General features: G+C 57.7%; 23 protein-coding genes and 1 pseudogene. 6 read left to right on the plus strand and 18 right to left on the minus strand.

Features of this window, described 5'->3' with window-relative positions:
- Positions 1 to 89: 89 nt before the first annotated feature.
- Positions 90 to 1,922 (plus strand): DUF4012 domain-containing protein, encoded by a 1,833-nt coding sequence (locus MWU77_RS06725; RefSeq protein ID WP_247273242.1) that lies wholly within the window; start codon positions 90 to 92, stop codon positions 1,920 to 1,922.
- An 89-nt stretch (positions 1,923 to 2,011) separates the two neighbouring features.
- Here the strand turns inward: MWU77_RS06725 and MWU77_RS06730 are convergent, their stop codons facing one another.
- The 14 genes from MWU77_RS06730 to MWU77_RS06785 form a co-directional block, all read right to left on the minus strand.
- Positions 2,012 to 2,980, minus strand: a complete 969-nt coding sequence (locus MWU77_RS06730) for a GDP-L-fucose synthase (RefSeq protein ID WP_247273243.1) — start codon at positions 2,978 to 2,980, stop codon at positions 2,012 to 2,014.
- Positions 2,980 to 4,008 (minus strand): GDP-mannose 4,6-dehydratase, encoded by a 1,029-nt coding sequence (gene gmd, locus MWU77_RS06735; RefSeq protein ID WP_247273244.1) that lies wholly within the window; start codon positions 4,006 to 4,008, stop codon positions 2,980 to 2,982. The genes MWU77_RS06730 and gmd overlap by 1 nt, the downstream gene beginning before the upstream one ends.
- A 135-nt stretch (positions 4,009 to 4,143) precedes the next feature.
- The gene (locus tag MWU77_RS25090; RefSeq protein WP_374229833.1) at positions 4,144 to 5,199 is read right to left on the minus strand and encodes a glycosyltransferase family 4 protein; all 1,056 of its coding nucleotides are present in this window, start codon (positions 5,197 to 5,199) and stop codon (positions 4,144 to 4,146) included.
- Positions 5,200 to 5,326: 127 nt separating this feature from the next.
- Positions 5,327 to 6,451 (minus strand): glycosyltransferase family 4 protein, encoded by a 1,125-nt coding sequence (locus MWU77_RS06740; RefSeq protein WP_247273436.1) that lies wholly within the window; start codon positions 6,449 to 6,451, stop codon positions 5,327 to 5,329.
- The gene (locus MWU77_RS06745; protein WP_308198772.1) at positions 6,451 to 7,119 is read right to left on the minus strand and encodes a DapH/DapD/GlmU-related protein; all 669 of its coding nucleotides are present in this window, start codon (positions 7,117 to 7,119) and stop codon (positions 6,451 to 6,453) included. Before MWU77_RS06745 ends, MWU77_RS06740 begins: the two co-directional genes overlap by 1 nt.
- Positions 7,011 to 7,829, minus strand: a complete 819-nt coding sequence (locus MWU77_RS06750) for a WecB/TagA/CpsF family glycosyltransferase (protein ID WP_247273246.1) — start codon at positions 7,827 to 7,829, stop codon at positions 7,011 to 7,013. The genes MWU77_RS06745 and MWU77_RS06750 overlap by 109 nt, the downstream gene beginning before the upstream one ends.
- Positions 7,826 to 9,316, minus strand: coding sequence for an oligosaccharide flippase family protein (locus tag MWU77_RS06755; protein WP_247273247.1), 1,491 nt, complete (start codon positions 9,314 to 9,316; stop codon positions 7,826 to 7,828). Before MWU77_RS06755 ends, MWU77_RS06750 begins: the two co-directional genes overlap by 4 nt.
- A complete protein-coding gene (locus MWU77_RS06760) occupies positions 9,309 to 10,646 on the minus strand; it encodes an O-antigen ligase (protein WP_247273248.1) in 1,338 nt (445 codons plus the stop codon). Before MWU77_RS06760 ends, MWU77_RS06755 begins: the two co-directional genes overlap by 8 nt.
- Positions 10,639 to 11,550, minus strand: coding sequence for a glycosyltransferase family 2 protein (locus tag MWU77_RS06765; protein WP_247273249.1), 912 nt, complete (start codon positions 11,548 to 11,550; stop codon positions 10,639 to 10,641). The genes MWU77_RS06760 and MWU77_RS06765 overlap by 8 nt, the downstream gene beginning before the upstream one ends.
- The gene (locus MWU77_RS06770; RefSeq protein ID WP_247273250.1) at positions 11,537 to 12,727 is read right to left on the minus strand and encodes a glycosyltransferase family 4 protein; all 1,191 of its coding nucleotides are present in this window, start codon (positions 12,725 to 12,727) and stop codon (positions 11,537 to 11,539) included. The genes MWU77_RS06765 and MWU77_RS06770 overlap by 14 nt, the downstream gene beginning before the upstream one ends.
- Complete coding sequence (locus tag MWU77_RS25095; RefSeq protein WP_374229818.1) at positions 12,724 to 13,359, minus strand: DapH/DapD/GlmU-related protein; 636 nt, start codon at positions 13,357 to 13,359, stop codon at positions 12,724 to 12,726. The genes MWU77_RS06770 and MWU77_RS25095 overlap by 4 nt, the downstream gene beginning before the upstream one ends.
- Complete coding sequence (locus MWU77_RS06775) at positions 13,356 to 14,351, minus strand: polysaccharide pyruvyl transferase family protein (protein WP_247273251.1); 996 nt, start codon at positions 14,349 to 14,351, stop codon at positions 13,356 to 13,358. Before MWU77_RS06775 ends, MWU77_RS25095 begins: the two co-directional genes overlap by 4 nt.
- A gap of 78 nt (positions 14,352 to 14,429) precedes the next feature.
- On the minus strand, positions 14,430 to 15,758 hold the full coding sequence (locus tag MWU77_RS06780) for a UDP-glucose/GDP-mannose dehydrogenase family protein (RefSeq protein ID WP_247273252.1): 1,329 nt from the start codon (positions 15,756 to 15,758) through the stop codon (positions 14,430 to 14,432).
- Between the two features lie 222 nt (positions 15,759 to 15,980).
- The gene (locus tag MWU77_RS06785; protein WP_374229819.1) at positions 15,981 to 17,513 is read right to left on the minus strand and encodes a sugar transferase; all 1,533 of its coding nucleotides are present in this window, start codon (positions 17,511 to 17,513) and stop codon (positions 15,981 to 15,983) included.
- 533 nt (positions 17,514 to 18,046) lie between these two features.
- Here MWU77_RS06785 and MWU77_RS06790 point away from each other — a divergent pair.
- The gene (locus tag MWU77_RS06790) at positions 18,047 to 18,967 is read left to right on the plus strand and encodes a UTP--glucose-1-phosphate uridylyltransferase (protein WP_247273253.1); all 921 of its coding nucleotides are present in this window, start codon (positions 18,047 to 18,049) and stop codon (positions 18,965 to 18,967) included.
- A gap of 108 nt (positions 18,968 to 19,075) precedes the next feature.
- Here MWU77_RS06790 and manA read toward each other — a convergent pair whose 3' ends face one another.
- Both manA and MWU77_RS06800 read right to left on the minus strand, forming a co-directional pair.
- Positions 19,076 to 20,335 carry a mannose-6-phosphate isomerase, class I gene (gene manA, locus MWU77_RS06795; protein WP_247273254.1) on the minus strand — a complete coding sequence of 420 codons (1,260 nt, stop codon included), beginning with the start codon at positions 20,333 to 20,335 and terminating at the stop codon, positions 19,076 to 19,078.
- Between the two features lie 435 nt (positions 20,336 to 20,770).
- Positions 20,771 to 21,379, minus strand: coding sequence for a serine O-acetyltransferase (locus MWU77_RS06800; protein ID WP_247273255.1), 609 nt, complete (start codon positions 21,377 to 21,379; stop codon positions 20,771 to 20,773).
- Between the two features lie 256 nt (positions 21,380 to 21,635).
- Here MWU77_RS06800 and MWU77_RS06805 point away from each other — a divergent pair, with 256 nt between their 5' ends.
- The 3 genes and pseudogenes from MWU77_RS06805 to MWU77_RS06815 form a co-directional block, all read left to right on the plus strand.
- Positions 21,636 to 22,646: a helix-turn-helix domain-containing protein gene (locus MWU77_RS06805; protein ID WP_247273256.1), complete on the plus strand. Its 1,011-nt coding sequence runs from the start codon at positions 21,636 to 21,638 to the stop codon at positions 22,644 to 22,646.
- A 32-nt stretch (positions 22,647 to 22,678) separates the two neighbouring features.
- Positions 22,679 to 23,128, plus strand: a complete 450-nt coding sequence (locus MWU77_RS06810; RefSeq protein ID WP_247273257.1) for a hypothetical protein — start codon at positions 22,679 to 22,681, stop codon at positions 23,126 to 23,128.
- 164 nt (positions 23,129 to 23,292) lie between these two features.
- Positions 23,293 to 23,862 (plus strand): annotated as a pseudogene (locus MWU77_RS06815) (IS21 family transposase); the annotation flags it as partial.
- 471 nt (positions 23,863 to 24,333) lie between these two features.
- On the opposite strand, the gene MWU77_RS06820 reads toward MWU77_RS06815, so the two are convergent.
- Positions 24,334 to 24,810, minus strand: a complete 477-nt coding sequence (locus MWU77_RS06820) for a MarR family winged helix-turn-helix transcriptional regulator (protein ID WP_247273258.1) — start codon at positions 24,808 to 24,810, stop codon at positions 24,334 to 24,336.
- 57 nt (positions 24,811 to 24,867) lie between these two features.
- On the opposite strand from MWU77_RS06820, the gene MWU77_RS06825 reads away from it, so the two are divergent.
- A complete protein-coding gene (locus tag MWU77_RS06825) occupies positions 24,868 to 25,686 on the plus strand; it encodes an alpha/beta fold hydrolase (RefSeq protein WP_247273259.1) in 819 nt (272 codons plus the stop codon).
- Positions 25,687 to 25,722: 36 nt separating this feature from the next.
- Here the strand turns inward: MWU77_RS06825 and MWU77_RS06830 are convergent, their stop codons facing one another.
- Entirely contained in the window at positions 25,723 to 26,139 is a 417-nt protein-coding gene (locus tag MWU77_RS06830; protein WP_247273260.1) for an ATP-binding protein, read from the minus strand.
- Positions 26,140 to 26,150 lie beyond the last annotated feature (11 nt).

Genomic DNA, 26,150 nt, shown 5'->3' on the forward strand with positions numbered 1-26,150 from the left:
ATGGTTACGGAGGCTCACCACTTGAACGGACGGCCAACTCGAAGTCGGTTATCGTCTCGGCGGGAGAACACGAAGGGGGCACAGGCCGCGTGAACAATGTTACCGGTGAGTCAGATTCGTCAGGTCAGCGTAGACGCAAGGTGCGGCGACGCCTGTCCGACGAGGAGATCGCAGCACGCCGCAAGAAGCGGCGTCGCGTGCAGATCGGCTGCGGTGTCGGCGTTCTCGCGGTAGTCGGATTCGTAGGGTGGCTCGGATACGAAGGACTCCAGGCGAAGTCGAGCCTCGAGAAGGCGCAGGACTTCGCGATGCAAGCCAAAGATGCGTTGTTGTCAGGTGATACAGAAACAGCAACGCGCGCGGCCGGCGACGCCGACCGTTACGCCCAGGACGCGCAGGGGTCGGTCGATTCGTTCCCGTGGCGCGTCGCCGGTGCCGTCCCATGGTTGGGCAGCCCGTTCGACACCACCCGGCAAATGACCACAATTGTGAGCGGTCTCACACGCGATGTATTGCTTCCCGCGGTCGACGCGGGCAGTGCAGTGTCGCCGGATCAGTTGATTCTCGGCGGTGCGCGCATCAATCTCGCGGCTCTTCGCGATGCTGCTCCGGTGCTCGAGACCACTTCCGCGGCGGCCACCGACCTCGATGCGCAGGCCCAAGCAGTCGACAGCACCTATCTCGGCCTGATCGACGACGCGCGCCTCGACCTTCAAAGCCAAGTGTCCGAATTGTCTGGGCTGCTGAATAATACGTCGACCGCCGCTCAGATCGCGCCGGCGATGCTGGGTGCGGATGGTCCGCGCAGTTATTTCATCGGGTTCCAGACCAACGCGGAGGCGCGTGGGACTGGCGGGTTGCTTGGCGGCTTTGCCGTCGCGCAAGCCAATGATGGTGCCGTGACCATTGACGACGTCGCGAGTAACCGCGAGTTCAGAGTCGACTACAACCCTATCGACCTTGGGCCAGACTTCAAACAAGCCTACGGACACAGCCGCGCCACCCAGGATTTCCGCAACAGCAATGTCAGTTCACACTTCCCGTACGCGGGCCAGATCTGGCAGTCGATGTGGCAGCAGGAAACTGGCGAGCGCGTGGACGGCGCGATTGCGACAGACCCGGTGGCATTGAGCTATGTACTGGAGGTCGTAGGCGACGTCACGCTTCCGACCGGCGAGAAGATCACCGCAGACAACGTTGTGGAGTTGACCGAATCAACCGCATATACCCGTTTTGGTGATGACCAGGCTGCACGCAAGGCGTATCTTGAGCTAGTTGCCAAAACAGTGGTTGAGAAACTCACCGGCAGCATCTCAAGGCCACAGGCGCTTCTCGAAGCACTCGGACGTGCGGCAAACGAAGGTCGACTTGCAGTTTGGAGTTCAGTACCCCAGGAACAAGAGGTCCTCGCCGGTACTGCACTTGGCCACGTAGTCCCGGACGATCCGGCGCCGTACGCAGGAGTGGTGATAAATAATCTCGGCGGCAATAAGCTTGACTACTACCTCCAGCGAGAGATCGAATACTCTGCAGGCACGTGCGAGCAAGATGTGCGCGAATCGACTGTAACGGTCCGCCTCACAAATGCACTGCCGAGCGGGGAGCATACGAAATATGTTGCTGGAACGTACGACAGCCGTTCCCGGACCGAGTTTGGAACAAATCTCACGGATCTTGCTCTATTAGCAACGCAAGGAGCTAAACTCCGCGAGGCAAAAGTGAATGGTATTTCCGCATTCGTCTTCAATAGCACCGAACGTGGCCATCCAATGTTCAACGCGCAGATACCGGTTTCACAAGGCGAGACTGTCGAGGTCGTGTTCCAGCTTTCTGAACCAACCGCTCCGGGTGCTGCGCGTGTACCCATACAACCACTGGTCGACGAACCGACGATCAACACAAATGTTCCGGTCTGCGACTGACCGTTCAGTGCCGGCAAGGTAGACCACTACCACTGAACCCCTGGTCGCGGGGCCAATCGCGCGGCCAGGGGATTCAGGTTCTCCAACCGCTAGGTCCTGATCGCGTCGACGTTCTCGCGGTACCAGGTGATTGTGGAGGCGATACCCGTACGAAGGTCGATACTTGGCGTCCAACCCGATTCACGCAGTTTGGAGACGTCCAATAGTTTCCTGGGCGTTCCGTCGGGCTTACTAGTATCCCACTCGATCTCTCCCGAGTAGCCCACCTCTTCGGCAACGATCTGAGAGATCTCCCTGATCGTCTGGTCCTCGCCTGTGCCAACATTCACTTGCTCAGCGCCGTCGTAGTGCTCCATCAGGTGTAAGCAGGCCGAAGCCATGTCATCGACGTGCAGGAACTCGCGAAGAGGAGTCCCTGTCCCCCAGTTTGTGACGGTGTCGACCCCGTCTCGTCGTGCCTCGTCAAAGCGTCTGATGAGCGCCGGCAGTACGTGCGACCCTTCGGGCGAGAAGTTGTCGCCGGGACCATACAGGTTCGTGGGCATCGCAGAAATCCAGGGCAACCCATATTGTCGGCGAACTGCCTGCACCTGAAGAATTCCAGCAATCTTTGCGATCGCGTACGCATCGTTTGTCGGCTCGAGGTGGCCGGTGAGGAGATATTCCTCTTTGATTGGCTGTGGTGCGAGTTTTGGATAGATACAGGACGAGCCAAGAAACAGCAGGCGCTGAGTTCCATGCTCGCGTGCAGCATCGAGAACGTTCACCTGGATCCGCATGTTCTCCGAAAGGAAGTCGACCGGATATGTGCTATTTGCGAGGATCCCACCGACTTTGGCCGCCGCAAGTATCACATTGAGCGGTTGGTTCTCAGCGAAGAACGCGAACACTGCGTCGCGGTCACGCAAGTCCAACTCACTCGACGACTTGCCTATCAGGTTCTGAAAACCCTCTGCCTTCAGACATCTCCAAATCGCCCCGCCTACGAGCCCGCGGTGCCCAGCGACATAAAAAGGCCCCGCTCGATCCAGCGGTCCGGGAACAAAAGGCTCAGGCATCACAGAATCTCCCAATCCGGATGGGTCGGCTTATCGATCCATGGACGTCCCTCGTGGGTTAGCGCTTCGATGTCAGCGTCAACCATGATGCGTGCAAGCTCAGGGGTGTGGACTCTCGCCTTCCAGCCAAGCTTCTCTTGCGCCTTGCTCGCGTCGCCGATCAGTGCGTCGACCTCTGTCGGACGGAGGTATCGCTCATCGAACTTCACGTGGTCTTCCCAGTTCAAACCAGCGTGTTCGAACGCAACCTGGAGGAAATCGCGCACTGAATAGGGCTGGCCCGTCGCTAGGGCGTAATCGTCAGGCTCCTCCGCCTGAAGCATCCTCCACATGCCCTCAACGTATTCGGGAGCATAGCCCCAGTCACGAACCGCATCCAGATTGCCCATGTACAAGTTCTTCTCAACTCCGGCCTTGATCCGCGCCACGGCTCGCGTGATCTTCCGCGTCACGAAGGTCTCACCACGACGCGGAGATTCGTGGTTGAAAAGAATCCCGTTCACCGCAAAGAGACCATACGCCTCACGATAATTCTTGGTTACCCAGTAAGAGTAGACCTTCGCAGCACCGTATGGTGAACGCGGATAAAACGGGGTCTCTTCATTCTGTGGCGGAGGGGTAGCACCAAACATTTCCGAACTTGATGCCTGGTAATACCGACATTCAATGCCCGCAAGGCGAACTGCCTCGAGCAACCGAATCGAACCAATACCCGTTGTATTCCCAGTGTGCTCCGGCTCGTCGAAGCTCACACGCACATGGGACTGCGCACCCAGGTTGTAAACTTCGTCAGGCTCGATTTGCGAAAGCAAAGTCACGAGACGTGCGCCGTCACTCAGATCCCCATAATGCAGGAATAATCTTGCATCTGAATCATGGGGATCAACGTACATGTGGTCGATCCGTGACGTGTTGAAGGTCGACGACCGGCGAATCAATCCGTGAACCTCGTAGCCTTTCGACAACAGCAGTTCAGCCAAATACGAACCATCCTGGCCCGTGATCCCTGTAATTAATGCTCGCTTCACACTCACTCCTTTGTACCCGACTTCACATGAACGCAGGGCCAACCGCCTCTAAGTGCGGAGGCAACTTGAACTAGCAACCTCAACAATATGATTTTAAACGCCCACCTAAACCAAATTTCCACCCCGCCCCGCTAATCAACTCCATATATTCCGCAGGAACGGTCCTAATCGTGTCCGCGACCACCGTCGCGTGGGTTGCCAATTTGACGATTCCCCCACCTCGAAGATTCCATTTCGAAAGCGATTGATATTCGAGCCGCGGTCTGCGGAAGAAGCCACCACAGCACCTAAATTTCCGGACAATCGAACGATTGTGGCAGCGCCGCTATCGCTAAAAACCACGCTCGGAGTACCGCATGCTGCCGCCTCACCAACTACCCAAGGGGCACCCTCGCGCCGTGAGGGCAGCAGGAGGGCCCCCGCGGTAGCGACATACTCAATCGCAGAGGCATGCGACACACGACCATGAAACGTGACGCGCGACGAAAGCCGTTCGAGCCGGACGTATGATTCAAGATCCTTACGCAACGGGCCATCGCCCAATATGTCCAATCGATAATCCCGCAACGCTGGACTATTAAGCGCTTCCACCGCAAGCCATGGCCTCTTACGGTTAATCAACCCACCTGAAAGAACCAGGCGTCTTGGATCATGCTCTAGCCGCGCTCTCGGCTCAACGACAATATTAGGTTCGAGAACCACTTCCGCGCCAGATCGACGCATGAAATCGAAAGTAGCGTCATTCTGACAGACAATGCGGTCTGCGCTCCTACTGAATAGCTGGCTGTTAGCCTTCCCTGCGACAACACTCGTACGCTCTCGGAGCGAGGACCTGCCGTTCCATTCATGCACGGGTTTATGCGGAACTGCGACAGGGCCCCAAACTCTAGGGCCAGAAATCCTCGGCAACAATGGGGGCAGGCTGGCGGTTGCAAATGTAAATTGGTGAGCCGCGGAGTAGTTATTTAGCCTAACCAATTCGCCCATCACGGCTTTGGCACGAGGAATCCACCTGAGGTAGCTAGTGCGCGTTCTCGAATCACCGTAGGTTTTGAACGCACGATCCGACAATGAAACTGGATGGAGCGAAACCGTCTCTGCCCAGTCTTCCTCCGAAATCGCTCGCCGCACTTCCACGTTGTCCCTCTCATCGTAGACAAAGTCGATGGCACCACCCGAAATGCCCGACATCGCCAACGCAGATTCACGCAAAAAACTCCATCCCACACCGCCCTCACTCCCGTGGCCCGGCTTGGTGACAAACGAGATCGCGAGTACCCTCACTGAACCATTCCCATCTCCCGAGCGCACGCACTCCTCATCCCATCAAGGCCTTTTCAATTCCCGTCGCGAAGCGCGCCGCCATAAGTTCAGTAGTGAATCCTTTGGACTCGGACAAACAATTTTCCGACATCCGATCAGCAACCGATGGATCATCAATCAACCCGCTCACAGCCGCACAGAACGCGCCGAGATCATCCCTGGACACGACAGCAGTGGTACCAGGTTCAAGGTACTCAAACTCAGGCGCATGAAAGGGCCAGTCGGTTGTCACGATTGGCGTCCCAGACGCGAGGCTATCCACTGCAATCAGGCCCACCCGACCCGGAATGAGAAGAGCTTTCGAAGCTTTCAACGCCAACGCCTTCTGCGTACCGAATTGATTCCCTAAATATCTAATCCATGGGAACTTAGTTGCGGAGTCGCGAACGACTTCAGACATAGATCCGTCGCCTACAAGAACAAGACGAAAAGATTCGTGCCGCGAGTGCAATTCATGCGCCGCATCCAGCAAGAACGGAATTCTCTTAGCTTCATCGATCCCACCGATGTACACAAAAGTGTTCTCGCTCAGATCCAAGGACTTCCTGAACTCTGCCACGTCGAGCTCGGATAGATCATCAAGATCTCTGCGCAAAGATGCGGTGTCGATCGAGTTTTGGACCACCGTAGTTCGATTGCTCGGAAATCCTTTGTCGACCATTGTTTGGACTCCGCCGTGGGTATAGCCGAAGAACCAATCCGCCCGAAGAGTCAGCTTTTCCTTCAGTCGTTCCTCGAACCTGCTTTTCGGCGCAGTGTAGGTCCTTCCATGCCCCCAAAACCCAAGCTTCGCGAACGACTTAGGAGGCACTAGAAGCGCATACGTCTCAAGATTTCGAATTGCCTGCTCTAGGATCAGCAGGTCAAATTTTCCCCTATCCTTGACAGAATCAAGTCTCTTGTAGCTCAGGTTCCTCCCAAGCACACCGAAGAACTTCGTCGGCAGCCTAACCATTTCGTCAGGAGTAAGAGAATCATTCCGGGCGGCCCACTCCAGAGGAGTTTCACCATAAAATATATCAAGAGAAATCTCGTTCTCCAGCAATATTCTAGATAGTTCTTCAAAGAAGCCTTTCCGATATTGCGGCATCCATGGATGGATAATCCCGACATTCTTCATCACTCGCCACCCTCTCCCCGTGGTCCTGCCTCTGATCCGATCCATCGCACGCCCTGGCTACGCAGAGCACTCCAATGCCTCAGGAGATCATCATCACTGAAGCGGTTCCGAATCACCCGAGCCGGCGACCCTGCGACAATCGAATTCGAAGGCACATCCGATGTGACCACTGCTCCAGCTGCCACCACGCTGCTATTCCCTATACTGACACCTGAATACACGACCGCGTTAAAACCAATCCACACATCCGACCCTATTTTGGTAAACGACGACAACCGTGGCTCATCGCCAACCCAACTCGAGTCGCGCACAGTGGTACCAACCTGTTCATAATCATGGTCCCTTTTGCCCACAACACCTGAGCCGTTCGCGAACAACACCCCGTCACCGATCTCCCCGTCAACCTGTATCGTGACGTGCTTTCCGACGTATACACTCGTCCCAATTTCGAGCTTCGAGGGTGCCCAGATCACCGAACCGGGCCCAACATGTAGCGTTGAATCGTAGGTAACGTTTTCGCGGACTGAAATCCTGCGGAGCAGATATCGAATGATTGACTTCATTCCCAAATCTTCCCTTTTGCACGGTCCAGAGAATCCGGAATAGTCTTGCTCTGGAATACGGCGGAGTACAGAAACTTTGGATTTCCAATGAGATACCGTCGCCATAACCGCTTCGGCTCTCTCGCTAGCCTATAAACCCACTCAAACCCAGTTCCGCGTATCCATCCCGGCGCTTGCTTAACTGTGCCGGCGAGGAAATCGAACGCAGCTCCCACTCCAATACAGGGGATATCAATACGGTGGGCAAGAAGTGCAGCAATTTGATCTTGCTTCGGAGTACCAAGAGCAACCCAAACTATGTCGGGATTTGCTCGGTTGATCCTTTCTTCCGCTTCATCAATGAGCGCTTCAGTGACCGCACCGAAAGGCGGTGCAAACATGCCAGACCAAATGGCACCGGGGTACTTATCCGCAACGACATCCCGCAAGGCGCAAAGCGTTTTCTCTGTCGTTCCGTAGAAGAAGTGCCGAATATTGAGAGCCTGCCCGGCGTCCAGGACACTACAGAATAGGTCAGGTCCACGTACTGTTCGTGCAAGAGTATTTCGCCGACGCATAAACCAAGATACCGGCGCGCCGTCAGGGTATGTGATCCCGACGCCCTGAAAGATCGAGCAATAAGAACTGTCATCGACCGCAAGTGCGACACAATATGCGTTTGCCAGGCGAATAGGAATTCCAACTCGATTTGTTGCAAACGAAATTACAGATTTCGTTGCGTCGTCGAGGTTAGACACGGTGAACGGCACCTTGCCCACTCGTACCAGCGGCGCGTCTTCGGAGGAGTAAGGGTATTCCATTTCAGCCCCGCTCATTTCTCAGACTTCGCGACGGCAGGAACCTCTGGCCAATCTGCGCTGACTCTGCTTTCTCGTTTTCGAAAAACACCGTAGCTACGTAGTATCACCACCGGAGGGAACCTTTCCTTGAATCTATATAAAGTTGCCGCTCCAGCAATGACGGTGAGCGTCGGAACCAGGATCATGATGCTGCCAGCAGACTTCACGAATAATTGCGCGACGAGAGCGGCTGCAAGACTTCCGATCAGTACGTATGTGTAATGCCGATAGAGGCGTTCTGCGTCGATATATCCCGCCCGATGGCAGAGCGTCACATACCATATCTGCCGAGCAACCGCGACCACCCCGAGTGCGATAATGGCCGGAACCGCAGAGCGGCTGTAAATCGTGGCCATAACCGCAACAATCTGAATACAGATCATAATTACCTGAGATGACCAAATCCATTTGAACTTTCCGAGCGCCTCGACCGCACTTCCTAGAACCGTAGTGACCGCCTGGATCCCGCAGACAACCGACAAAATCGAAGCAAACACCGCGGCTTGCTCCCATCCGGGCCCGAACAGAATCGGGACGACCACCGGCAGAAGTACCGCACCCACGTAACCCGCTGGAACCGTCACCCAGGCGACAAGCGCCAGCAGGTCGGGCCAGACTGTGCGTGCTCGCGTGCTATCGACCCGATCATGCCTAAATTCGGGATACACGACTTGGATAATTGCAGTCTGCATCTGGAAAAAAGGGACCGTCGTAACGACGTCACTACGGTTCCATTGGCCAAGAGCCGCTGTGCCGACCCATCTTGAGACTGACCACTTTCCGAGGTTATTTGCCAGATAGGAGAGGACACTCGATAATGTGATTCCCCAGCTGAATCCGATATCTGACCGTGCAGACTTAAATGCTCCGACTCGAAGTAACTGACCGCGTGTTAGCGCAGTCAGCGTGATCCAGAGTCCAAGTTGCGCAATGATTGGCGAAGCGATCAGGCCTATTCCGCTCTCATCCTGCACAACTATGGCAAGCCCCAGAGCCATCCCAAGAAGATTGGTCGAGAAAGTGGCGAAAGCGAGCGTTCTGAAACGTCCTTCACGCCGAATGAACCCCGAAGTCATGCCCAGGTGGGGCGCAAACAGCGCGGACACGCTCAGCCAAGCGATCAATGGCGCTGCGTCCGCGTAGCCCCACAATGCGGACCATAAGTCCGCGCTCAGGAACATGAAGCTGCCAGCCACAACGCCCAGTATCAACGCGTAGAGGCTCAACCCTTTTAACGCTGACGTATCAAGACTTGTCATCCGTCCCACGGACTGACCAAGCCCGCCGTTCGAAACTACTGTGATCAATCCGGCCACGGTTAGCGCAATCGCGTATGCACCAAACCCACTGGATGACACAAGCCTTGATGTGACGGCAGCGTAAAAGAACTGCGCACACGCTGTTCCCACCTGGGAGCCGTAATTCCAAGCCATGCCAGAGGCAAGCCTTTGAACCTTATTCATTTCGGCCACCGGCGGCGGCAGAAATTCCTATTTGGTCGTGTCGCATTGGTCGGGAGGGCGCGGAGGGGTTCGAAATCCTCGCCCCCTTGAAGAAGGAACTCCAGATGATAACCCCAAGTAAAGGAGCCAGGTACCACTGGAAATTGTATGCCCAACCGTACACGAGTATCAACGCGATGAGCGACAAGTTGGCGCCGTTTAGCGGTGCCTTCCAGTTCCGAACGATCGCGATCCATGCGATTGCCAGCATGCCTACGAGACCAACGATACCCACACGGAGATAGGTCGCGACGTACCAGTTATGCGGTATGTAGCCAATCCGGAGCCCATCTTCACGGTAGCGCCACCACCCCGTGCCCGACGGGAAGCCGAAAATTATGGTCTGCGGACCCGATCTAACGCTTCGGTTTATGAGTACTAACCAATCGTAAACACGTCCAGCATATGTTCTACTGTCACTGGCAGAACTCGACAACAAGTCGGGGATTTGACCTAGAAGGCCCCCATTCGACAGTAGAATGATGCTCACCGCACCGACGCACGTCGCGAAAATCGTCACTAGTCGGTGGTGAACCTCAATGGCCAAGAGAGACACCACCAGCGCCGCAGCTAGGGCCACCCATACGGATCGATGCTGGGCAACGACCACACAGATAGCCGCCCCAAGCGACAAAGGCAGATAGAGTCGTCTTTTAGTGGCCCGCCAGGTCCATAACGAAACCACTACGCACGCCGCGAGAGCCACAGCCTGTCCAGATGTAATTGGCCGGCCAGCCTCAAGGATATCCCCAGATGACGAGCGCACTGCGGTACTTGCGCTGCCGAGGCCAAATTGTGCGACGTTGATTAGGCCCACAAACATCACAAGCACGCCGGAATATATGATCCAGGCTTGCGCCCAACGCTGTCCCTCGTCATGATCTACGAGTGTGCGGACCGTCCAAACCGTGATTATCACGATGTAGAGCCACGGACGGACTTCGTTCAGCGCTGACGCGAATCCGAAGTACCAGAGCCCGCGCACAACCGAGAAGACCAGCATCGCAAGGAAAACCTGGACGGCGATCTTGATGCCACGGGACGACAACCGACTGCCCGACGGCACCGCCGTCACCAACATCGCCGTCGCGAGAACTGCGCAAAGAAAGTCCGGCACCGAAGCGGATAGTCCCAGAAAGTTTAGGACCGACGGCCACTGCGGAATGTGCCACGCCGTCGCCATGAACAGAGCAATCGCTCCGAACCCCACCTGAGGCCAGCGGATCACAACCATCACACCGAGCAGGTAGCATGCCAGCGCTCCGATCAGTGCAATCAGCGACTCAGCCATGCCGGTACCCCATCTTCGTTCTAATTCGAGTGGTCACCGTGCTCGGGGAAAGCGCTGCCGACAGAATTCGCAAGTAGGGGCTCGCGAAGCAAAGCGGGCCCACCACACCTCCGTACCGCATGCAGAACCTGAACCACACTGCGGTCGGAAGCGCCTTCGGCCCCTTCACCTTGGTGAATCGGTCTCTCATCTCCAATTTGTCATCAACCCAGGTACCACGGGTCTCGTTACGACTACACTGACCTACGGGCGCTCCAGTTAGTTTGATAGGGATTCCCATCTTTGTCGCCTCAAAACCGAAGGCCAAGTCCGCCATCGCATGAATATAGCCGTCAGGAAACCCTCCCAACGAGCGGTCGATAGAGGCGGGTACTAGAACAACGTTTCCATTGAGCGTCACACAGCGTCCGTCGCTGTTTCGAGGATCGACAAGTTCGAGTTTGAATGGCCGCATCCGCGATCGCTGTCGGAATCCGGAGTAGGTCAGTTCTTTCGAATCGGGATCCACAACAGTGCCAACTGCAATCCCCGGTGCATCAGAAAGTTCGGCAAATAGGTTTGTCAACGCGTCCGGGTAAAGTTCTACATCGTCATTGAGCCACAGGATGTAGTCGTAGTCCAACTTCTGCGCAAGTTCCCACGCGGTCCGCATCCCCTGAGCCCAGAAGATATCCTTTGAAACGCCGACTGCGGTTGCCTCGGGAAACTCTTCCTGAACCCTCATTAAGGTGCCATCGATGCTTCCCGCATCGACAACAACTGGCGTTATCTCGATGCCATCGGGAATTACAAGAGCATCTAATGTCCGAAGGCACTGCAATGTCGTCTCGACCCGGTTATGCGTCGTCATGAGGACTGATATCTTCTTTACCTCCACGCCGGCCACCTTCTTAGCGTCCATCATGCGCACCCCTCGTATCTGCGATGGTCTCGAGCAGCAGCAGGTACCGCTGAACCACAGAACGGAAGTCGAACTCCCGGCCTGTCTCGCACGCAGCATCGCGGCTGAGACGCTGATACATCACGTCGTCGTTGACGAGATCTTTCATTGCCGTCGCAATGTCGTCGGGACTATCGATGTTCACGAGCCGACCCCACCTGCCGCCGCCGAGCGTGTAAGGCACGCCACCGCTGCGCTCGCCTCCGACCACCGGAACGCCACGGGCTTGCGCCTCGAGTATGGCCATACTGCACGCTTCCCACCTACTCGTATGCACCAGAACATCCACACCCTGCACCAAACTGCTGAGCAACTTCTCGTGCGGAGTTGCGCCGATAAATTCCACCCCTGTAGCAAGACCGTTCTCGGCAGCCCACAAATACGCATCCTCACCTGGCCCATGCCCTACCCCAAACATCATCAGCTTGGCGGAAGGCACCGATTTCCTCACGATTGAATACGCTTTAATGGCCGCCGCCGTGTTCTTTCGCGAGTCGAATCCATTCGCTATTGATGCGAAAGTGAAGTTGCGCCTTGGCTGAGCACTCGTGCCCGAAGTTAGGGAAGGTATTTCTATCCCATTTGGAATAACGGTGACGTTAGGCGATTTGACTAAGATTTTCGATATCTCACTAACCAGGCTCGGCGAGACCGCCGTCAGATTCTTCGCCTTGGCGAGCGAGGAGAGACCCAGCGCCCCTCGCAGCCACCAATACGGGTGCTTATAGTGCCTGATTATTGACAGGGGCGAATCATGCGCAGTAATCAATGAATCCGGTTGAACATCGAGTGCCGACTTCGCAAATTCGTATAGCCAGTGCGCATGAATTACGTCTGGGTTAGAGCCAGCCATCAAACCCGCTAGGTCGGCTCGTTCGAGTTTAAAGAAGTCCAGCCCTCGCTGGCGCGCAGACTCGCGTCGCCTTCCAATGTGCACACGAAGTTTCCGCCCCTCGATTACGACGGGCTTGTCGACCACGACGGAGCTCGTAAAAACATCTACCTCGTGTCCGGCTTGAAGGTATGCACGCGCTAATTCCCCAATGTAAGGAAACGAATATGTAGATATTTCGGCTCCGGAAGTGGGCAGATACTCCCGCAAGATCTCTAACGAGATCGGTCCAGCAAGTCCAATCCTCATCGTGTGTCTCCAACTGACCCGATGATCGCCGCTGGATTTCCCGCTACGATCGAACCTTCAGGGACGCTCCGTGTTACGAGGCTTTTTGCCCCGACTACCGAGCCATCACCTATGGCTACACCCTTGAGGATGTGGGAACCCGCACCGAGAAAAACGTCGTTTCCGATCTCTATAGCGTCTGTTTCTTCCGACTTAGGAATCGGCGCATACCGCCGCCCCATGGATGGCGCGATCGGATGGAAGTTCGTATCTGCGACCGTAACGTCCGCACCAAATAGACACGCAGTGCCGATTCGGACCGCCTTCGCAGCACAAATGACAGTGCCGCTCATTCCAACGTCATTTCCTATGCTGATTGTGGCACCCTTCGCCAAGGTGCGTATAGTGACCGGCTTTGATACGCCCAACGCCGTCGAACGAGAGTCACTGCACAGCACAACGTTACTGCCAATCGTCACGGTGGATCCCGGGTAGACGGAAACGATCGGCCTGCCGATGATCGTTACGTTACTTCCGAGTTCGACGCCGATCCGTTTGAGCCGGTAACACCACCACGTTGACGTCGCCAACAGGGTTCCTTTTCGGATCGCTTTGCCTGCAAGACCCAAAATGGGCTGAGCACGAACATTCATTCACTGATCCCCGCATCATGAATACCCAGCTTGATGTCCCTACTCGCCAGGCCGTGAAGCCATTTTTTGAATTCAGAGTCCCATCTAGAAATGCTCTCGTGCGGAATACGAAGGTCTACCGGATTACATGAGTACTTCTCAATGGCTTCCTCGAATGCAATCAGTCCGTCTCTCCGCGCAACTACTGGAAACCCGGTATCGCGCCCGATCTCTATCGCTCGATTGTCGACGGCAACTACGAGGCTGGGACGGCCCAACTGCGCCGCCCTGATTCCTGCGTGCAACCTTGTGCCAACATAGTCGCGCTCGACAAGGGCGCGGCTTAATGCTGGAATTCCCCGTTCAAGCACGAACGCATTGGCTGGCAATTCCATATTCTGTAGATTGCGCTCGTCCCAGTCGCCCTGAGCCCAGATATGGACTGCATCATATTTTGAGCTGAGGGATTTAAGTAGGTTGCAATCATGGCTACTATCAGGGCTATAAGAAGTCAACGTGAAAACACATTCTGCAGACCGCCCCAATGCCGGCAGCTCCGCTGGCAACGCCCACATGGTCGGGCATCCGGTATTGATTGATCGAATCCCCAACGATTCCAGCCGGCTTTGCGTGTACGCGTCGCGTACCGCGACTGGCAATCCAGGGTGCACTAGCCTCCGAATTATTTCGGAATTAAACCTGGTGGGTTTCGGCTGGTATTGTCTCCAACCGACACCTAAAAATATCACTCGGTCGCGTAAAATCTGCTGATCTCTCAGCGACATTTTCCACTGTCGGTCGCGCCACATTTTCGACGTGAGGATATTCGTACCGGTCACGACCAGAGCGTCGCACTGTGCGATCGACTTCCGCTCGCCCCGATTGGGACGTCGATGGGTGGGGAAACGCTGCAGCGAGGAAAGAAACGGGTAGTGATCAATGATCGACCCCACGATGATGCCATCCCCGTCATTATCGGACTCATATGATGTGTCAAGCAGTCCTACGGTCACCGTTTGTTCCCTTCACCTTCAAGTATTGAATTCTCCACAAATGACAGCGTCCCCAACAGTTTGGCGGAGAGCTCTTGGCTAGCGTCGACCCATACCCCAGTAGTCCCAGCCTGCATCACGCCAAGTACGGGCATCGAGACAGTTTCTGCCATCGATGATCTTCGTTCGTCGAACCACGTCTTCAAGGTCGCCTGGCAGGAGCTTCCTAAATTCTGCCCACTCAGTTAACACAAGAATGACGTCCGCCCCGGTACAGGCGGCAATGGCCGATTCTGCATACGTCAGGGTGGGGAAGATTTTCTTAGAGTTTTCCATGGCTTTCGGATCAAATACCGAAACCGACGCCCCCTGCAGCTGAATCTGCCCGGCGATGTTTAGTGCCGGAGAGTCTCTGACATCGTCGGAGTCAGGCTTGAAGGCTGCACCCAGCACAGCAACACGCGCACCGAGTAGTCGCCCCTCGACAAATTCTCGCGTCATCTCAACCATCCGGCTGCGGCGTCTCATGTTGATATTGTCGACCTCGCGGAGAAACGTCAGCGCCTGGTCTGCGCCAAGTTCTCCCGCGCGGGACATGAACGCACGGATATCTTTTGGTAAGCAGCCTCCACCGAACCCGACCCCGGCTTTGAGAAATCGTCGTCCTATGCGCTCATCGCGCCCGATCGCATCTGCGAGTACAGCCACGTCAGCGTCTGCTGCCTCACAAACCTCAGCCATGGCGTTGATGAATGAAATCTTGGTGGCAAGGAAGGCATTTGCCGCAGTCTTGACCAATTCTGCCGTTGCGAGATCCATCACCAGAAAGGGAATTCCCTCATCGATTAGCTTCGCGTATATTTCCCGCGCAACTTCCTCTGCCCTGCCAGGAGCACTGGGGTCAAGACCGAGTACAAGCCGGTCAGGGTGGAGAGTGTCCTGGACTGCGAAGCCCTCACGCAAAAACTCGGGATTCCATGCGACTTCAGCGTGCTCTCCGACGGGGGCTAACTCGCGGACGCGTCTGCCAAGTCGGCGAGCGGTTCCTACCGGCACTGTCGATTTGCCGAAGATTACCGAGGGCTTGCGAATTAGGGGAGCCAGTTTCTCTATAACCGCGTCGACGTGGGATAAGTCCGCTCCAAAGTCACCCCTCCTTTGGGGCGTTCCGACCCCGATGAAGTGGATGTCCGCGAAATCGGCGGCTTCCTCGTATGAGGATGTGAAGCGTAGCCTTCCCGATTCGAGACTGCTCTTGAGGACGCCTTCGAGGCCCGGTTCGAAAAAGGGCACTTCACCGGCCTCCAACTTTGCGAGCTTGGCGACGTCGACATCCACACCGAGGACTTCATGTCCGAGTGCGGCCATGCAGGCCGCGTGAGTCGCTCCCAAGTAACCGGTTCCGAATACAGCGATACGACAGCTCATGGCCAGGGTTCCAGTCCTACTTCTTCACTCTCATGATGAGATCGGATAGATCGCCACGTCGTGGTTAGATCAGATCTTCTTCTGCACTTGATCTGTCGAGTGGTTGTGCTGCCCAGCCTGTTCCCGCCCGGATCATCGCAGTCCTGTCGAATCGGCCTGCTCTCGATGCTGGCAGCTCAACTCCGTTCACCGGGGGCCGTATCGGCCATTTCACTCGACTGTTTAGTACGCGCCATCCTTGGCGAGAACAGCCTTCATAGTCTTCCCGATAATCAACACATCAGAAACCATCGACCAGTTCTCCACATAGGACAAATCCAGTCGCACGGACTCATCCCACGATAGATCGGAACGGCCGCTTACCTGCCATAGACCAGTCACTCCCGGCCGCACCAGTAGCCGACGCTTAACACGACCGTCGTAGTTCTCGACTTCGCGGCGCAACGGCGGACGGGGGCCCACCACACTCATCTCTCCGCGCAGAACGTTGATGAACTGCGGCAACTCGTCGATACTGAATCTCCGAAGTACGCGGCCAACCCGCGTCACGCGCGGATCCTCCCGCATCTTGAAAAGCAGGCCGGCTCCTTCGTTCTGCAACAGCAACGACTGAACCATCGTGTCCGCATCGGTCACCATCGACCGGAACTTGATCATCCCGAACGGATTGCCGTCCAGACCGATCCGCTCGGCCCGATAGAATACAGGTCCTTTGTTGTCCAGCCTGATAGCCAGGGCGACAACCGCGAAGACCGGCGCGAGGACCAGCAGTGCGGCTGCCGAGAAGGCCAGATCGAAAAGTCGCTTACCGCTGCGCTTGGCACCGTGATAGCTCGGCTTCTCCACATGAAGCAAGGGAAGGCCTGCAACCGGACGCATTTCAAGACGAGGGTTGGATACATCGACCACGCCCGTAGCTACAACTAGATCCGCATTGTACGGTTCAAGGCTCCACACCAAATCCTTGATGCCTTCGTGTCCTAATGTCTCTGTCGCGGTCACTGCAACTGTGTCAGCACCTGAAGCAGTCAATGCCTCTATCACTGAGTGCTCGTCACCGAAGATCGGCACCTTCCGTCCATCGACGTCGATCTCATCGCCGACCGCGCCAGAGTAGGCGGGCACGCAGACTCCCACAACGTGGTAGCCGTCGGTGTGCGTCCGCTCAAATGTTCGACCCAAATGTCGCACAGCTTGAGCACCGCCCACCACCAGCACAGATGTCGTAAATTCACCTCGACGCCGCTTCCGGGCCACTGCCTTTCGCCAAATCCAGCGGCTGATCAGCAAGCCAGTCAAGCCTACGGGTAACGCGATCGCCAAGTATCCCCGCGCGAGCTCCAAGCGGAAGACCAGGGCCACGATCGCGATGAACCCGAAAAGGCGAAGAGTGCTCGTAACAACCCGCTGATACTCGTCGTACCCGGCTCCGATCACGCGGCATGAACGCGTACGGAACACCCGGAGATTTACGAGCCATGTAACGGCAAGCCCCGCCGATATGAGCGTGTAGTTGAGCGTGCTGATCGGGTCCATCGTCAACAGATTCTCATGGCCAAACCGCACTACATGCGCCAGCAAGACAGACACCACTACGACGGCGGCATCAGTCCAGAACAAGCGACGTACGTACCCGGACTGCCACGCCCTCCGAGTCGACGATGGGTCGGCGCCACTGCTGACGAAGCCCGAGCTTGCGCCCGCCGTCTCGAATTCCGAAGCGGCATTCCGCTTCTCGCCCACCGCGGTCACCACGGATTCACCCTCATCGTTGTCCCCTCCCCGAGACATGCACTACTTCACTTGATGGGCAGTGAAGTGGGCTCGCAACCCTCCCCGGCCACGGATCCCACGCCATGCACGACCAAACAAAAACTCAAGCTTGCACCTACCCGGACGCCTAACGCTTCTCAGCCTCGACATCCCTGAATGAGACTGTAACGTTACTTACCCACATCGGCAGCTTGAACGCACGACCAGTTCATTGAACTCAACCCTCGTAACATCGCTACATCTTTGCGGTACCCCAAGGCACAGTATTACGCCTCCCGGATCCCTTTCGGTAGGAATAAGGTTGTCCGTCCATCACTTTCACTGCCTCCTCCGATTCGCGCACTTCGGCAATCACCCATAGACTCCGATAGCGAAGTTCGGTCAAAGTTGCGCTCACCGGCGTAAACCTACTTCGAGTGAGATGTATATCACATCGATTCTGGGTGCCACGCTTTCCCGGAAACCTCGGGTACCGGACAACTTTCACAACTCGACTGGGGAGGCGAGGTTCCACAATGGAAGGAAATGTGGGGGCACACACGGCATTCCGCACCGCGGTAGTGCCAGCAGCGGGAATGGGAACTCGTTTCCTACCCGCGACCAAGACTGTTCCAAAGGAACTCCTGCCGGTGGTCGACACACCTGGCATCGAGTTGGTTGCCTGCGAGGCCGCCGACTCAGGGGCATCACGGCTGATCATCGTCACGGCACCTGGCAAGGACGGCGTGGTGGCTCACTTTGTTGAGGATCTCGTTCTCGAAGACCACCTTGAGACCAAAGGCAAGCACCACCTGCTCGAAAAGGTCCGCCGAGCGCCGAAGCTGCTCGAGGTTTCATCCGTCGTGCAAGATCGTCCGTTGGGACTCGGCCACGCCGTCGGATGTGCAGAGCCGTCGCTGGCCGATGATGAGGACGCCATCGCGGTTCTCTTACCCGACGACCTCGTCCAGCCATCCGGGATCTTGGAGACGATGGCTCAGGTACGCGCAGAACATGGCGGGACCGTGTTGTGTGCGATCGACGTCCCGAAGACACAGGTGGGCTCCTACGGGATATTCCACGTCGAGGAGGTGTCAGGTATCGCCGATCCGGACGTGATGAAGGTGCTCGGCATGGTCGAGAAGCCTCAACTTGCCGATGCCCCTTCCACGTTGGCCGCGGCCGGCCGCTATCTTCTAGACCGGAAAATCTTCGACGCACTTCGTCGCATCCAGCCCGGTGCCGGCGGTGAGTTACAACTGACAGATGCAATCGCTTTGATGATCGACGAAGGCCATCCGGTGCATGTCGTGGTTCACCGTGGAACGAGGCACGACTTGGGCAATCCCGGGGGCTACCTTCGTGCCGCCGTCGACACCGCACTGAACAGCGGCGAATATGGCCCTGACCTGCGCAAGTGGCTCACCAACCGTCTGGAAGTTAACGACGGGGAGTAAGCGCTTGCAGGGCGAGCCATGCCCAGGACGGTCCCGGATCAGACGTCGATCCGGGACCGGTCTAGCTCAGCAGATCCATCCGATTCGGGGTTCGTGGAACTCGATGGATCAAGGGACTGATGCGATGAATACCTGGGCATCCACACCGGTTGAAGAGAAGCTGACCGTCGCACCGGCCGGTACCCACACAGATTCGCCCTGTGCCACCGAAAAGCTGGATCCAAAGTCGATGGTGTCTACGCCCTCGATACTGATCCTGCACGTCCCCTTCGTGCACAGGAGGATCTGAGGACAGCGTGCATAATTGCGTGCACCGTCAGATCCAACAGCACGACGCCCGTCGATCTCGACACGACGCAAACGAAACTCCCGAGCAGGAGTTGGATACTGCAGGATCACGGCGTTCCAGGAGGGATCCGCGAGCGGTTCTGCGCGGACGATCGGAGGCGTTATCGGATCGAAGCGGAGAACACGCATCAACTCGTCGCGATCTACGTTCTTCGACGTCATCCCACCACGCAAGACGTTGTCGGAGTTGGCCATGATTTCGACACCCGTGCCGCATACGTACGCGTGCAGATGTCCTGCGTCGAGGTAAATCCCCTCGCCGGGTTCCAACTTCACCTGATTGAGGAGCAATGCAGCAAGTATGCCCAGATCTCCCGGATACTGATCGGCCAAGTCGAGCAGCATTTTCGCTTCGCCTCTGAAGTCACCTTCTGCATACGCGTGGAGATAGCGTGTGCAGCCTTTCAACAGTGCCGACAATAAAATGTGCACGTCCGTTTCGTTCAGGCTCACCCACCTCTCGAACACAGTGCGTAGCCCGTGAGACTCCAATTCTTCCGCAGAACCGGATAGTTCCGGCACACGCAGCGCATCAATGAGAGCGACCGTCCGCGTTACGTCACGAAAACCTGCCAAGGCATGAAATTCGGTGAGTGCCACGAGGAGCTCGGGCTTGTGATTGTCGTCGCGGTAGTTACGTATTGGCGAATGGATCGGGACGCCAGCCGCATTCTCGCGTGCGAAACCAACCCTTGCCTGTTCGAGTGTCGGGTGCGCTTGCAGCGACAATGCGGTCTCTGCTGCCAGAACTTTCAAGAGAAACGGCAGCTGCGCGCCGAATTGCGACAGGCTGTGCGACCCGAGGGCCGATTCCGGTGACTCGGAGATTGCTTCCTGCAGCGAGGCGCCGCACTGCAGTACTGAAGGACCATTCGGATGCGTGCCCAGCCACAGTTCGGCTTCAGGGCTACCCGTCGGTGATGGCCTGCCCATCAATTCGGCAAGGACCGTTCGAGATCCCCAGGAATACGGCTGAATAATACCGTGCAGACGCTGTGCGTATTGCAGACCGTTGCCCACATCGGAGACCTTGCCCTCTAATCCTCCAATGACATTCGTTCTGACGTTATTGATTTCGATCGTCTCCCCTCACAGTGGGATACCGCTCCGTTGCTTGATGCTTAGGCGACCCGGTTGACTTCCCGAGTGTTCACGGCACGATTAAGGTTCGCGCGCCGACGCTTCGGCTACATCTACACGTCTATGCAAGGAGGATTTCCTGCAGATACAGCTGCTCGCTTCAGGTTCGACGGGCTTACGACGCTCACCCGTCATCGAGATCCTATGTGTCCCGCTACGCACGCGCGAGCTGAAACGGCTCGCGCAAGTCGTTGCCGCTAGCCACCGTGAGTGGCATGGACATCCCAGTCACTCCAGCTGCGGATTCGCCAGCGGCGCCCACGCCCACGCCCACGCCCACGCCCACCGTATGCCGAATACGAGGCGATGCTGCCATCATCGGCGGGCAGGTACTATCTCACCTTTCCGTCCGATCGCGATGGCTCCCTGAGGAACGTCGGAAAGCACAACTGTTCCGGCGCCGACATGGGCACCGTTGCCGATGACAACGCCGCCAAGCAGGACTGCATTGGCACCGATCGTGACATTATTGCCCAACTGGGGAGCCGCGCCATCTTTCTCACCAAGAGTGACGTTCTGATGGATCTCGCATTCGGCGCCAATGCGACTTTTCCACGAAATCACAACTCCTTGACCATGACGCAGGATCAACCCTGGACCTACTTCAGTTTGCAGGGGTAACGAAATTCCCATGACGATATCAACTACGCAGTAGTAGAACGGATGGTAGAAGCGACGAAGTCCTGGAGGGAGTGCCTGGCCGATGCGGAACAGTCGCATCACGACCCGGCCCTTCGCACTGTTTCTGTTCGCATATAGATCGGTACGGAGCACGTGTCGGTTTGAAGCCATAGCCGGAATCTTGCCGGATGATGCCCGGTTTGGCAGTGGATGAGGGCAGCGCTTCACGCTCAAAGGAAGTTGCAAGACCAAATAACTCGACAAACCGGTCAAGCAGACAACCAAGCGCCCCATACCGCTCATTCAGCTCCCCATTGGGGGACTGGCCCGTCCGCCCCTCGGGAACGTGCTATGTGCCCTACTGCGATGCCGCGAGCCGAACCGACATACAAGTCGTTGACGACCGTCACCTCGGATGACAGGATGACCAACCACACGCGACGAACGCGTGTGCGAACAACTGAACAGATGGCCCGCCGCGACTGGCATCGCGACGGGCCGGATGTCCGACCATCTAGGAGTCGAACATGCGTCAGCATACCTATGTGCAGGTGGCGTCGTGAGCATCGAAGCGATCATCTGGACACTTGAGCACGCTGAAATACCGTCGCCCACTCCCCCCGGCATGCCATCCGCGCCGACGTTGACGCTGGTGTTGCTCGGTTTGGCCAATCACGCCTCACGGCACGGCGACGGCGCCTACCCATCCGTACGGCGACTCGCCGCATACGCCCGCCTCAGCGAACGACAAGTACAGCGCTGCCTCGCCGCGCTCGTCGACCTCGGACTCATCGACCGCGGCGACCAAGCCCGGGTCGCGGCCACGATCCCCCGCGAAGATCGTCGTCCCACCTGCTACGACCTCAAGATGCAACGGGGTGACACACCGTCGTCCCGTCTGCCGCAACGGGGTGACAGCAGCGCAGCCGACGGGGTGACAGAACGTGACGAACGAGGTGACGGCTCCGACACCCGAACCGTCCCTGATCCAAGTGATGAACCTGCAGCTCCCGCGCGCACGCAATCTCCCGCCGAAAACGCGCCCACAGCGCAGCGGCCGGACACGCAGCTCGACGACTTGGCCGCGGCGTGCCGCCGGGCCGGTCTCACCGCACGGTTCGATACCCTCACCACCGAGAAGGCTGCGATGATCGCCGACTTCCTCGCGATCCACGGCATCGAGGCACTCGTGCGCGCCGCGCTCACACGACACCGACCCGACGACCCTGCCCGCTCGGCTGCGGCGTGGATCTCGACCTGGCAGCAACTCCAGCCACCACGCCCGAAGCTTCCGCCCACCTGCGGCCAGTGCGACGAATACGGGTGGCTTCCCGACGACGACCTCGGACGAGCCGTCCGCTGCCCCTGTCGACGCCTCACCTCCGAGCAACCCTCCCGGACCGCCAAAGCTTCACACCCGAGGCGAACGTGGAAGCCGAACCTGGCCAAACACTCTCGTATCCAATGCACCAGGCGCGTTCGCGGCGGCCGTAAACGACCCGCGGCCCGTGCCCATAAGGCTGCGGCAGTCGGGGTGACCAAGTGTTCTGTGGAGGTCACCCGCTCGTAACACATCCCACAGCGAACTGCGATATCGAAGATATGAACTTCGTCCGATTCGTCCCCCTCTTGGCTGCTTTCGTCACCGTCGCGGCGTGTGCCTCGGAGAAGCCAGCTGCGGTGCCTGTCGCCAGCACCACTATCGCAACCAGCACCGTCGCCTCGACGAGGTTTCTGATGAGCGGTCAGGTCTTGGTTCACCCGACATACACGATCACAGAAGACGACGGCAGCTGTGACGCAATGCCAGCTTTGCCGATATCCGAGAGGGTATTCGTCAGCGTGGCTGACGACCAAGGCAGAAAGGTGGGGACCGCGAGCCTGCAGGACGGCACATGGCACACCGATCGCGGATGTCTTTTTCGATTTGTTGCGCCGGTGGACAGCCCCGCCGCGTACTTCGACGTGCAGATCGGCGACGAAGAGCCGGTAACGATCTCCCGCGACGAAGCTTCAAAACGAGGGTTTGCTATCGGATACGGCTACAACTGACACTCACCTTTGACGTGGCCTTCGTACGCAAGCAACGCGACGGCAGATTGCAGCACGTGTAGGCTCTGACATCAGCCCAGAGCGAGGGCAACTTTTTCAGACCCGACGGATTGCCCATCCTGAGGCCCCAGCCAATGGCCTGAGACTCGAGTTTGGCCGACTGAAACTCATTTTCCGCGTACCGCGAGGTCGGAACGTATCGCGGAGCCGCCGAAATGTGCGGCACCACCCACAAGACCGTGCGCCGGGTCGTACAACGATTCGAAGCCGGTGACCTGCCAGACCCACCACCGGACCGCCCACTACGCCCGCGCAACTACGACGAGGTCGTCGCACTCGTCGCCGGACGCATCAGCAAATCCCACGGCAAGATCTCCGCCAAACGCCTCCTCCCGATCGCCCGAGCCGCCGGATACACCGGCTCGGAGCGCAACTTCCGCCGCCTGGTCTCCGAAGGAAAAGCCAAGTGGCGCAAAGACAACCACCGTGGACGCCGCCCAGCAGTATGGACACCCGGCGAATACCTGGTCATCGACTAGGGTACCGTCGGCGCGGGCCTGCACCTGTTCTGCGCAGTACTGGCGTCCTCCCGCTGGCGGTTCGTCGCGTTCGCCACCAACGAGCGTGCCACCACCACATTGGAGCTGATCGCCGCAGCCCTCGCCGCCGGCGGGGTCCCCACCAAAGTTCTGGCCGATCGGATGGGATGCCCCAAAGCCGGCGTGGTCGCCAACGAAGGAGCGAGGTGACCGCCGCTGAATCCACCCTGAAATCAACGCGAGGGGGGACTTGAACCTGGCCACACACCGGGACCAGAAACCGTCCATTGACAGCCGAGCCAACCTTGCTCTCCTACGTCAAACTTGTCATTCGCCTCGAATGGCGGAGCGCAACAGGGCTTCACGGAAAGTGCGTCAGATTCACTTCAACTTGGCCGTTGACATGGGGGCGCCTGCACTACCAGGTAATTACGGTGGTTGCGGAAGCCGTCGTAGTGGGAGTAGCGGACGGGGCCCAACACGGTTCAGGTTACCTCCAAGTTTCCGGGTATCGTCTTCAGCCAAACAACCACTCACAGCCAGCAAAAACAGGAACAGCGCGGTCGGCAACGCAAGGATTGTTGCCATAGAGCAGATTTCGATCAAGAGTGCTCCCCGGACACCTGCGTCGCTGGTGCACTGTTTCGATGCGGGAATGATGCTGCGTTACCCGGAGCGACCGTCCAGATCGACATCGACAAATGGCTCACCCAGGTGCCGCAACACTCGCAGGCACGTGTCGATATCGGTATCCGTTAGGTTCCCACCCACGCCTTCCAGCACAGCATGCTCGCGGGCGATGGTCGACGCCATAGCCGCTCGCCCCTTATCGGTCAAACCGACCAGCGGCGAGCGCTGATGACGTGGGTTGTCGAGGGTTTCAACGAACTCGTGCGTAAGAGCGTCGTTGACCATCCGCTGAATGAACTGCCGGCTCGTTGCCAAAGCCCGCCCCATCTGCGGCACGGTCATCGGTTCGTGCGCGGTGAGCAGATCACACACCGCGCGCACTCCGACCGACATCCCCGGCGGTAGCGCGTCCTGCTCGAGCCTGCGATAGACGCGCCTGTAGAGAACCCCGACCTGAGCAAATACCTCCATCAATCGCGGTGCCAATACGTCTGGTGCCAAGGACTCGTCCACGACCCCATCATGACACCTGAGTTGCCGAAACACGCCCACTATGACAACTTGGTTGTCATGTTTGCGGCGGACGATTTCTTCACCTTCGACACCGGCGACGGCGCTCTGGCATATCGCGACACCCACGGCGAAGGCCCACCCGTGATACTCCTGCACGCCGGCTTCCTGGACTCCACCATGTTCGAACCACAACTGTCGGCGCTGAACCGATACCGGGTGATCGCCCCCGATGCCCGCGGACATGGCAACTCCGCCAATGCCACCCGCCCCTTCCGGCAAACCGACGACGTCGGAGCACTCCTCCATCACCTCGGCCTGCCGTCCGCCGTACTCGTCGGCGTGTCAATGGGTGCCATGATCGCGATCGAAACCGCGGTAGAGCATCCGGCACTGGTCGCAGGGTTGGTGGTCGGCGGACGCGGACTCGATGAACCTCAGTACCGAGATCCGTGGTCGCAACGTGTCGCGCACACCCAAGCAGCCGCACTGGCATGCGGAGATATGGCCGCGTGGATGGACGCGTTCACCTCGTGGGCTGCAGGCCCCACCCGCACCCTCGAAGAGGTCGACCAGGGTATCGTCGACAAACTACGACAAGCGGCGACGCGAACGCTCTCCAAACACACTGCCCCCGAACCTGATTACCTTCTTCCGGTTTCCGACCTCGCATCTCGCGCACGAACGATCGACGTTCCGGTTTTCGCCATAGACGGCGCCCTCGACTCACCGGACCTGACAGCAACCGTGGACCGGTTCCTCGACGCGATACCTCATTCCCGCCGCGCCGTACTCGACCATGCGGCGCACTACCCGAACATGGAACAACCGGCCGCCTACAACGCGCTCGTGGAGAGCTTCATCGACCGGGTTCACTGAACCGAATGCAGCGGTAGATCTCCTGGCCCAACGTCGTCAGTACGCCTGTGGCTCGAGATGCCACAGCATCGACATCGTCGTTCCGGTGGCGCTCTTGTGCACAGCGTTGTCGGCGGTGAGTTTGTCGATCAGCGCGAGGCCGTGTCCGTGTGCGTCCAGGTGAGCGGGCGGGATGCGCCACCGCCCGTGATCTCGGACGAGCACGGTCAGCCGTTGATATGCACGTTGCATCGTTGCGTGCACCTCGATGGGGCCTGCTTGGTCGAGGTAGGCGTGTTCGAAAGCGTTGACCACCGCCTCACCGGTGGCAGACAGCACTGCGGCGCACATCGAATCCGCCCCGATCACAAAGTCGAGCCATCGCCCGAACTCGTGGCGCACAATCGCCATCTCAGAGCTCTGTGCGTGGTCGAGCCGTCGAACGAATTCGACGCCGGTGGCGATGCTGTGCATGTGGTGTGCGC

Source organism: Rhodococcus sp. F64268 (assembly GCF_023015605.1).
Taxonomy (GTDB): domain Bacteria; phylum Actinomycetota; class Actinomycetes; order Mycobacteriales; family Mycobacteriaceae; genus Rhodococcus.

Excerpts from the sequence above, each read along its gene's own strand:
- MWU77_RS06825 (WP_247273259.1), top strand. The coding sequence starts at position 24,868 with ATGTTTGCGGCGGACGATTTCTTCACCTTCGACACCGGCGACGGCGCT.
- MWU77_RS06770 (WP_247273250.1), bottom strand. The coding sequence starts at position 12,727 with ATGAGGATTGGACTTGCTGGACCGATCTCGTTAGAGATCTTGCGGGAG.
- MWU77_RS06755 (WP_247273247.1), bottom strand. The coding sequence starts at position 9,316 with ATGAATAAGGTTCAAAGGCTTGCCTCTGGCATGGCTTGGAATTACGGC.
- MWU77_RS06750 (WP_247273246.1), bottom strand. The coding sequence starts at position 7,829 with ATGAGCGGGGCTGAAATGGAATACCCTTACTCCTCCGAAGACGCGCCG.
- MWU77_RS06800 (WP_247273255.1), bottom strand. The coding sequence starts at position 21,379 with ATGAGCGGTATGGGGCGCTTGGTTGTCTGCTTGACCGGTTTGTCGAGT.
- MWU77_RS06760 (WP_247273248.1), bottom strand. The coding sequence starts at position 10,646 with ATGGCTGAGTCGCTGATTGCACTGATCGGAGCGCTGGCATGCTACCTG.
- MWU77_RS06830 (WP_247273260.1), bottom strand. The coding sequence starts at position 26,139 with ATGCACAGCATCGCCACCGGCGTCGAATTCGTTCGACGGCTCGACCAC.
- MWU77_RS06745 (WP_308198772.1), bottom strand. The coding sequence starts at position 7,119 with ATGGCGACGGTATCTCATTGGAAATCCAAAGTTTCTGTACTCCGCCGT.
- MWU77_RS06780 (WP_247273252.1), bottom strand. The coding sequence starts at position 15,758 with ATGAGCTGTCGTATCGCTGTATTCGGAACCGGTTACTTGGGAGCGACT.
- MWU77_RS06790 (WP_247273253.1), top strand. The coding sequence starts at position 18,047 with ATGGAAGGAAATGTGGGGGCACACACGGCATTCCGCACCGCGGTAGTG.
- MWU77_RS06765 (WP_247273249.1), bottom strand. The coding sequence starts at position 11,550 with ATGATGGACGCTAAGAAGGTGGCCGGCGTGGAGGTAAAGAAGATATCA.
- MWU77_RS06740 (WP_247273436.1), bottom strand. The coding sequence starts at position 6,451 with ATGAAGAATGTCGGGATTATCCATCCATGGATGCCGCAATATCGGAAA.
- MWU77_RS25095 (WP_374229818.1), bottom strand. The coding sequence starts at position 13,359 with ATGAATGTTCGTGCTCAGCCCATTTTGGGTCTTGCAGGCAAAGCGATC.
- MWU77_RS25090 (WP_374229833.1), bottom strand. The coding sequence starts at position 5,199 with ATGTCGGGCATTTCGGGTGGTGCCATCGACTTTGTCTACGATGAGAGG.
- MWU77_RS06730 (WP_247273243.1), bottom strand. The coding sequence starts at position 2,980 with ATGCCTGAGCCTTTTGTTCCCGGACCGCTGGATCGAGCGGGGCCTTTT.
- MWU77_RS06810 (WP_247273257.1), top strand. The coding sequence starts at position 22,679 with ATGAACTTCGTCCGATTCGTCCCCCTCTTGGCTGCTTTCGTCACCGTC.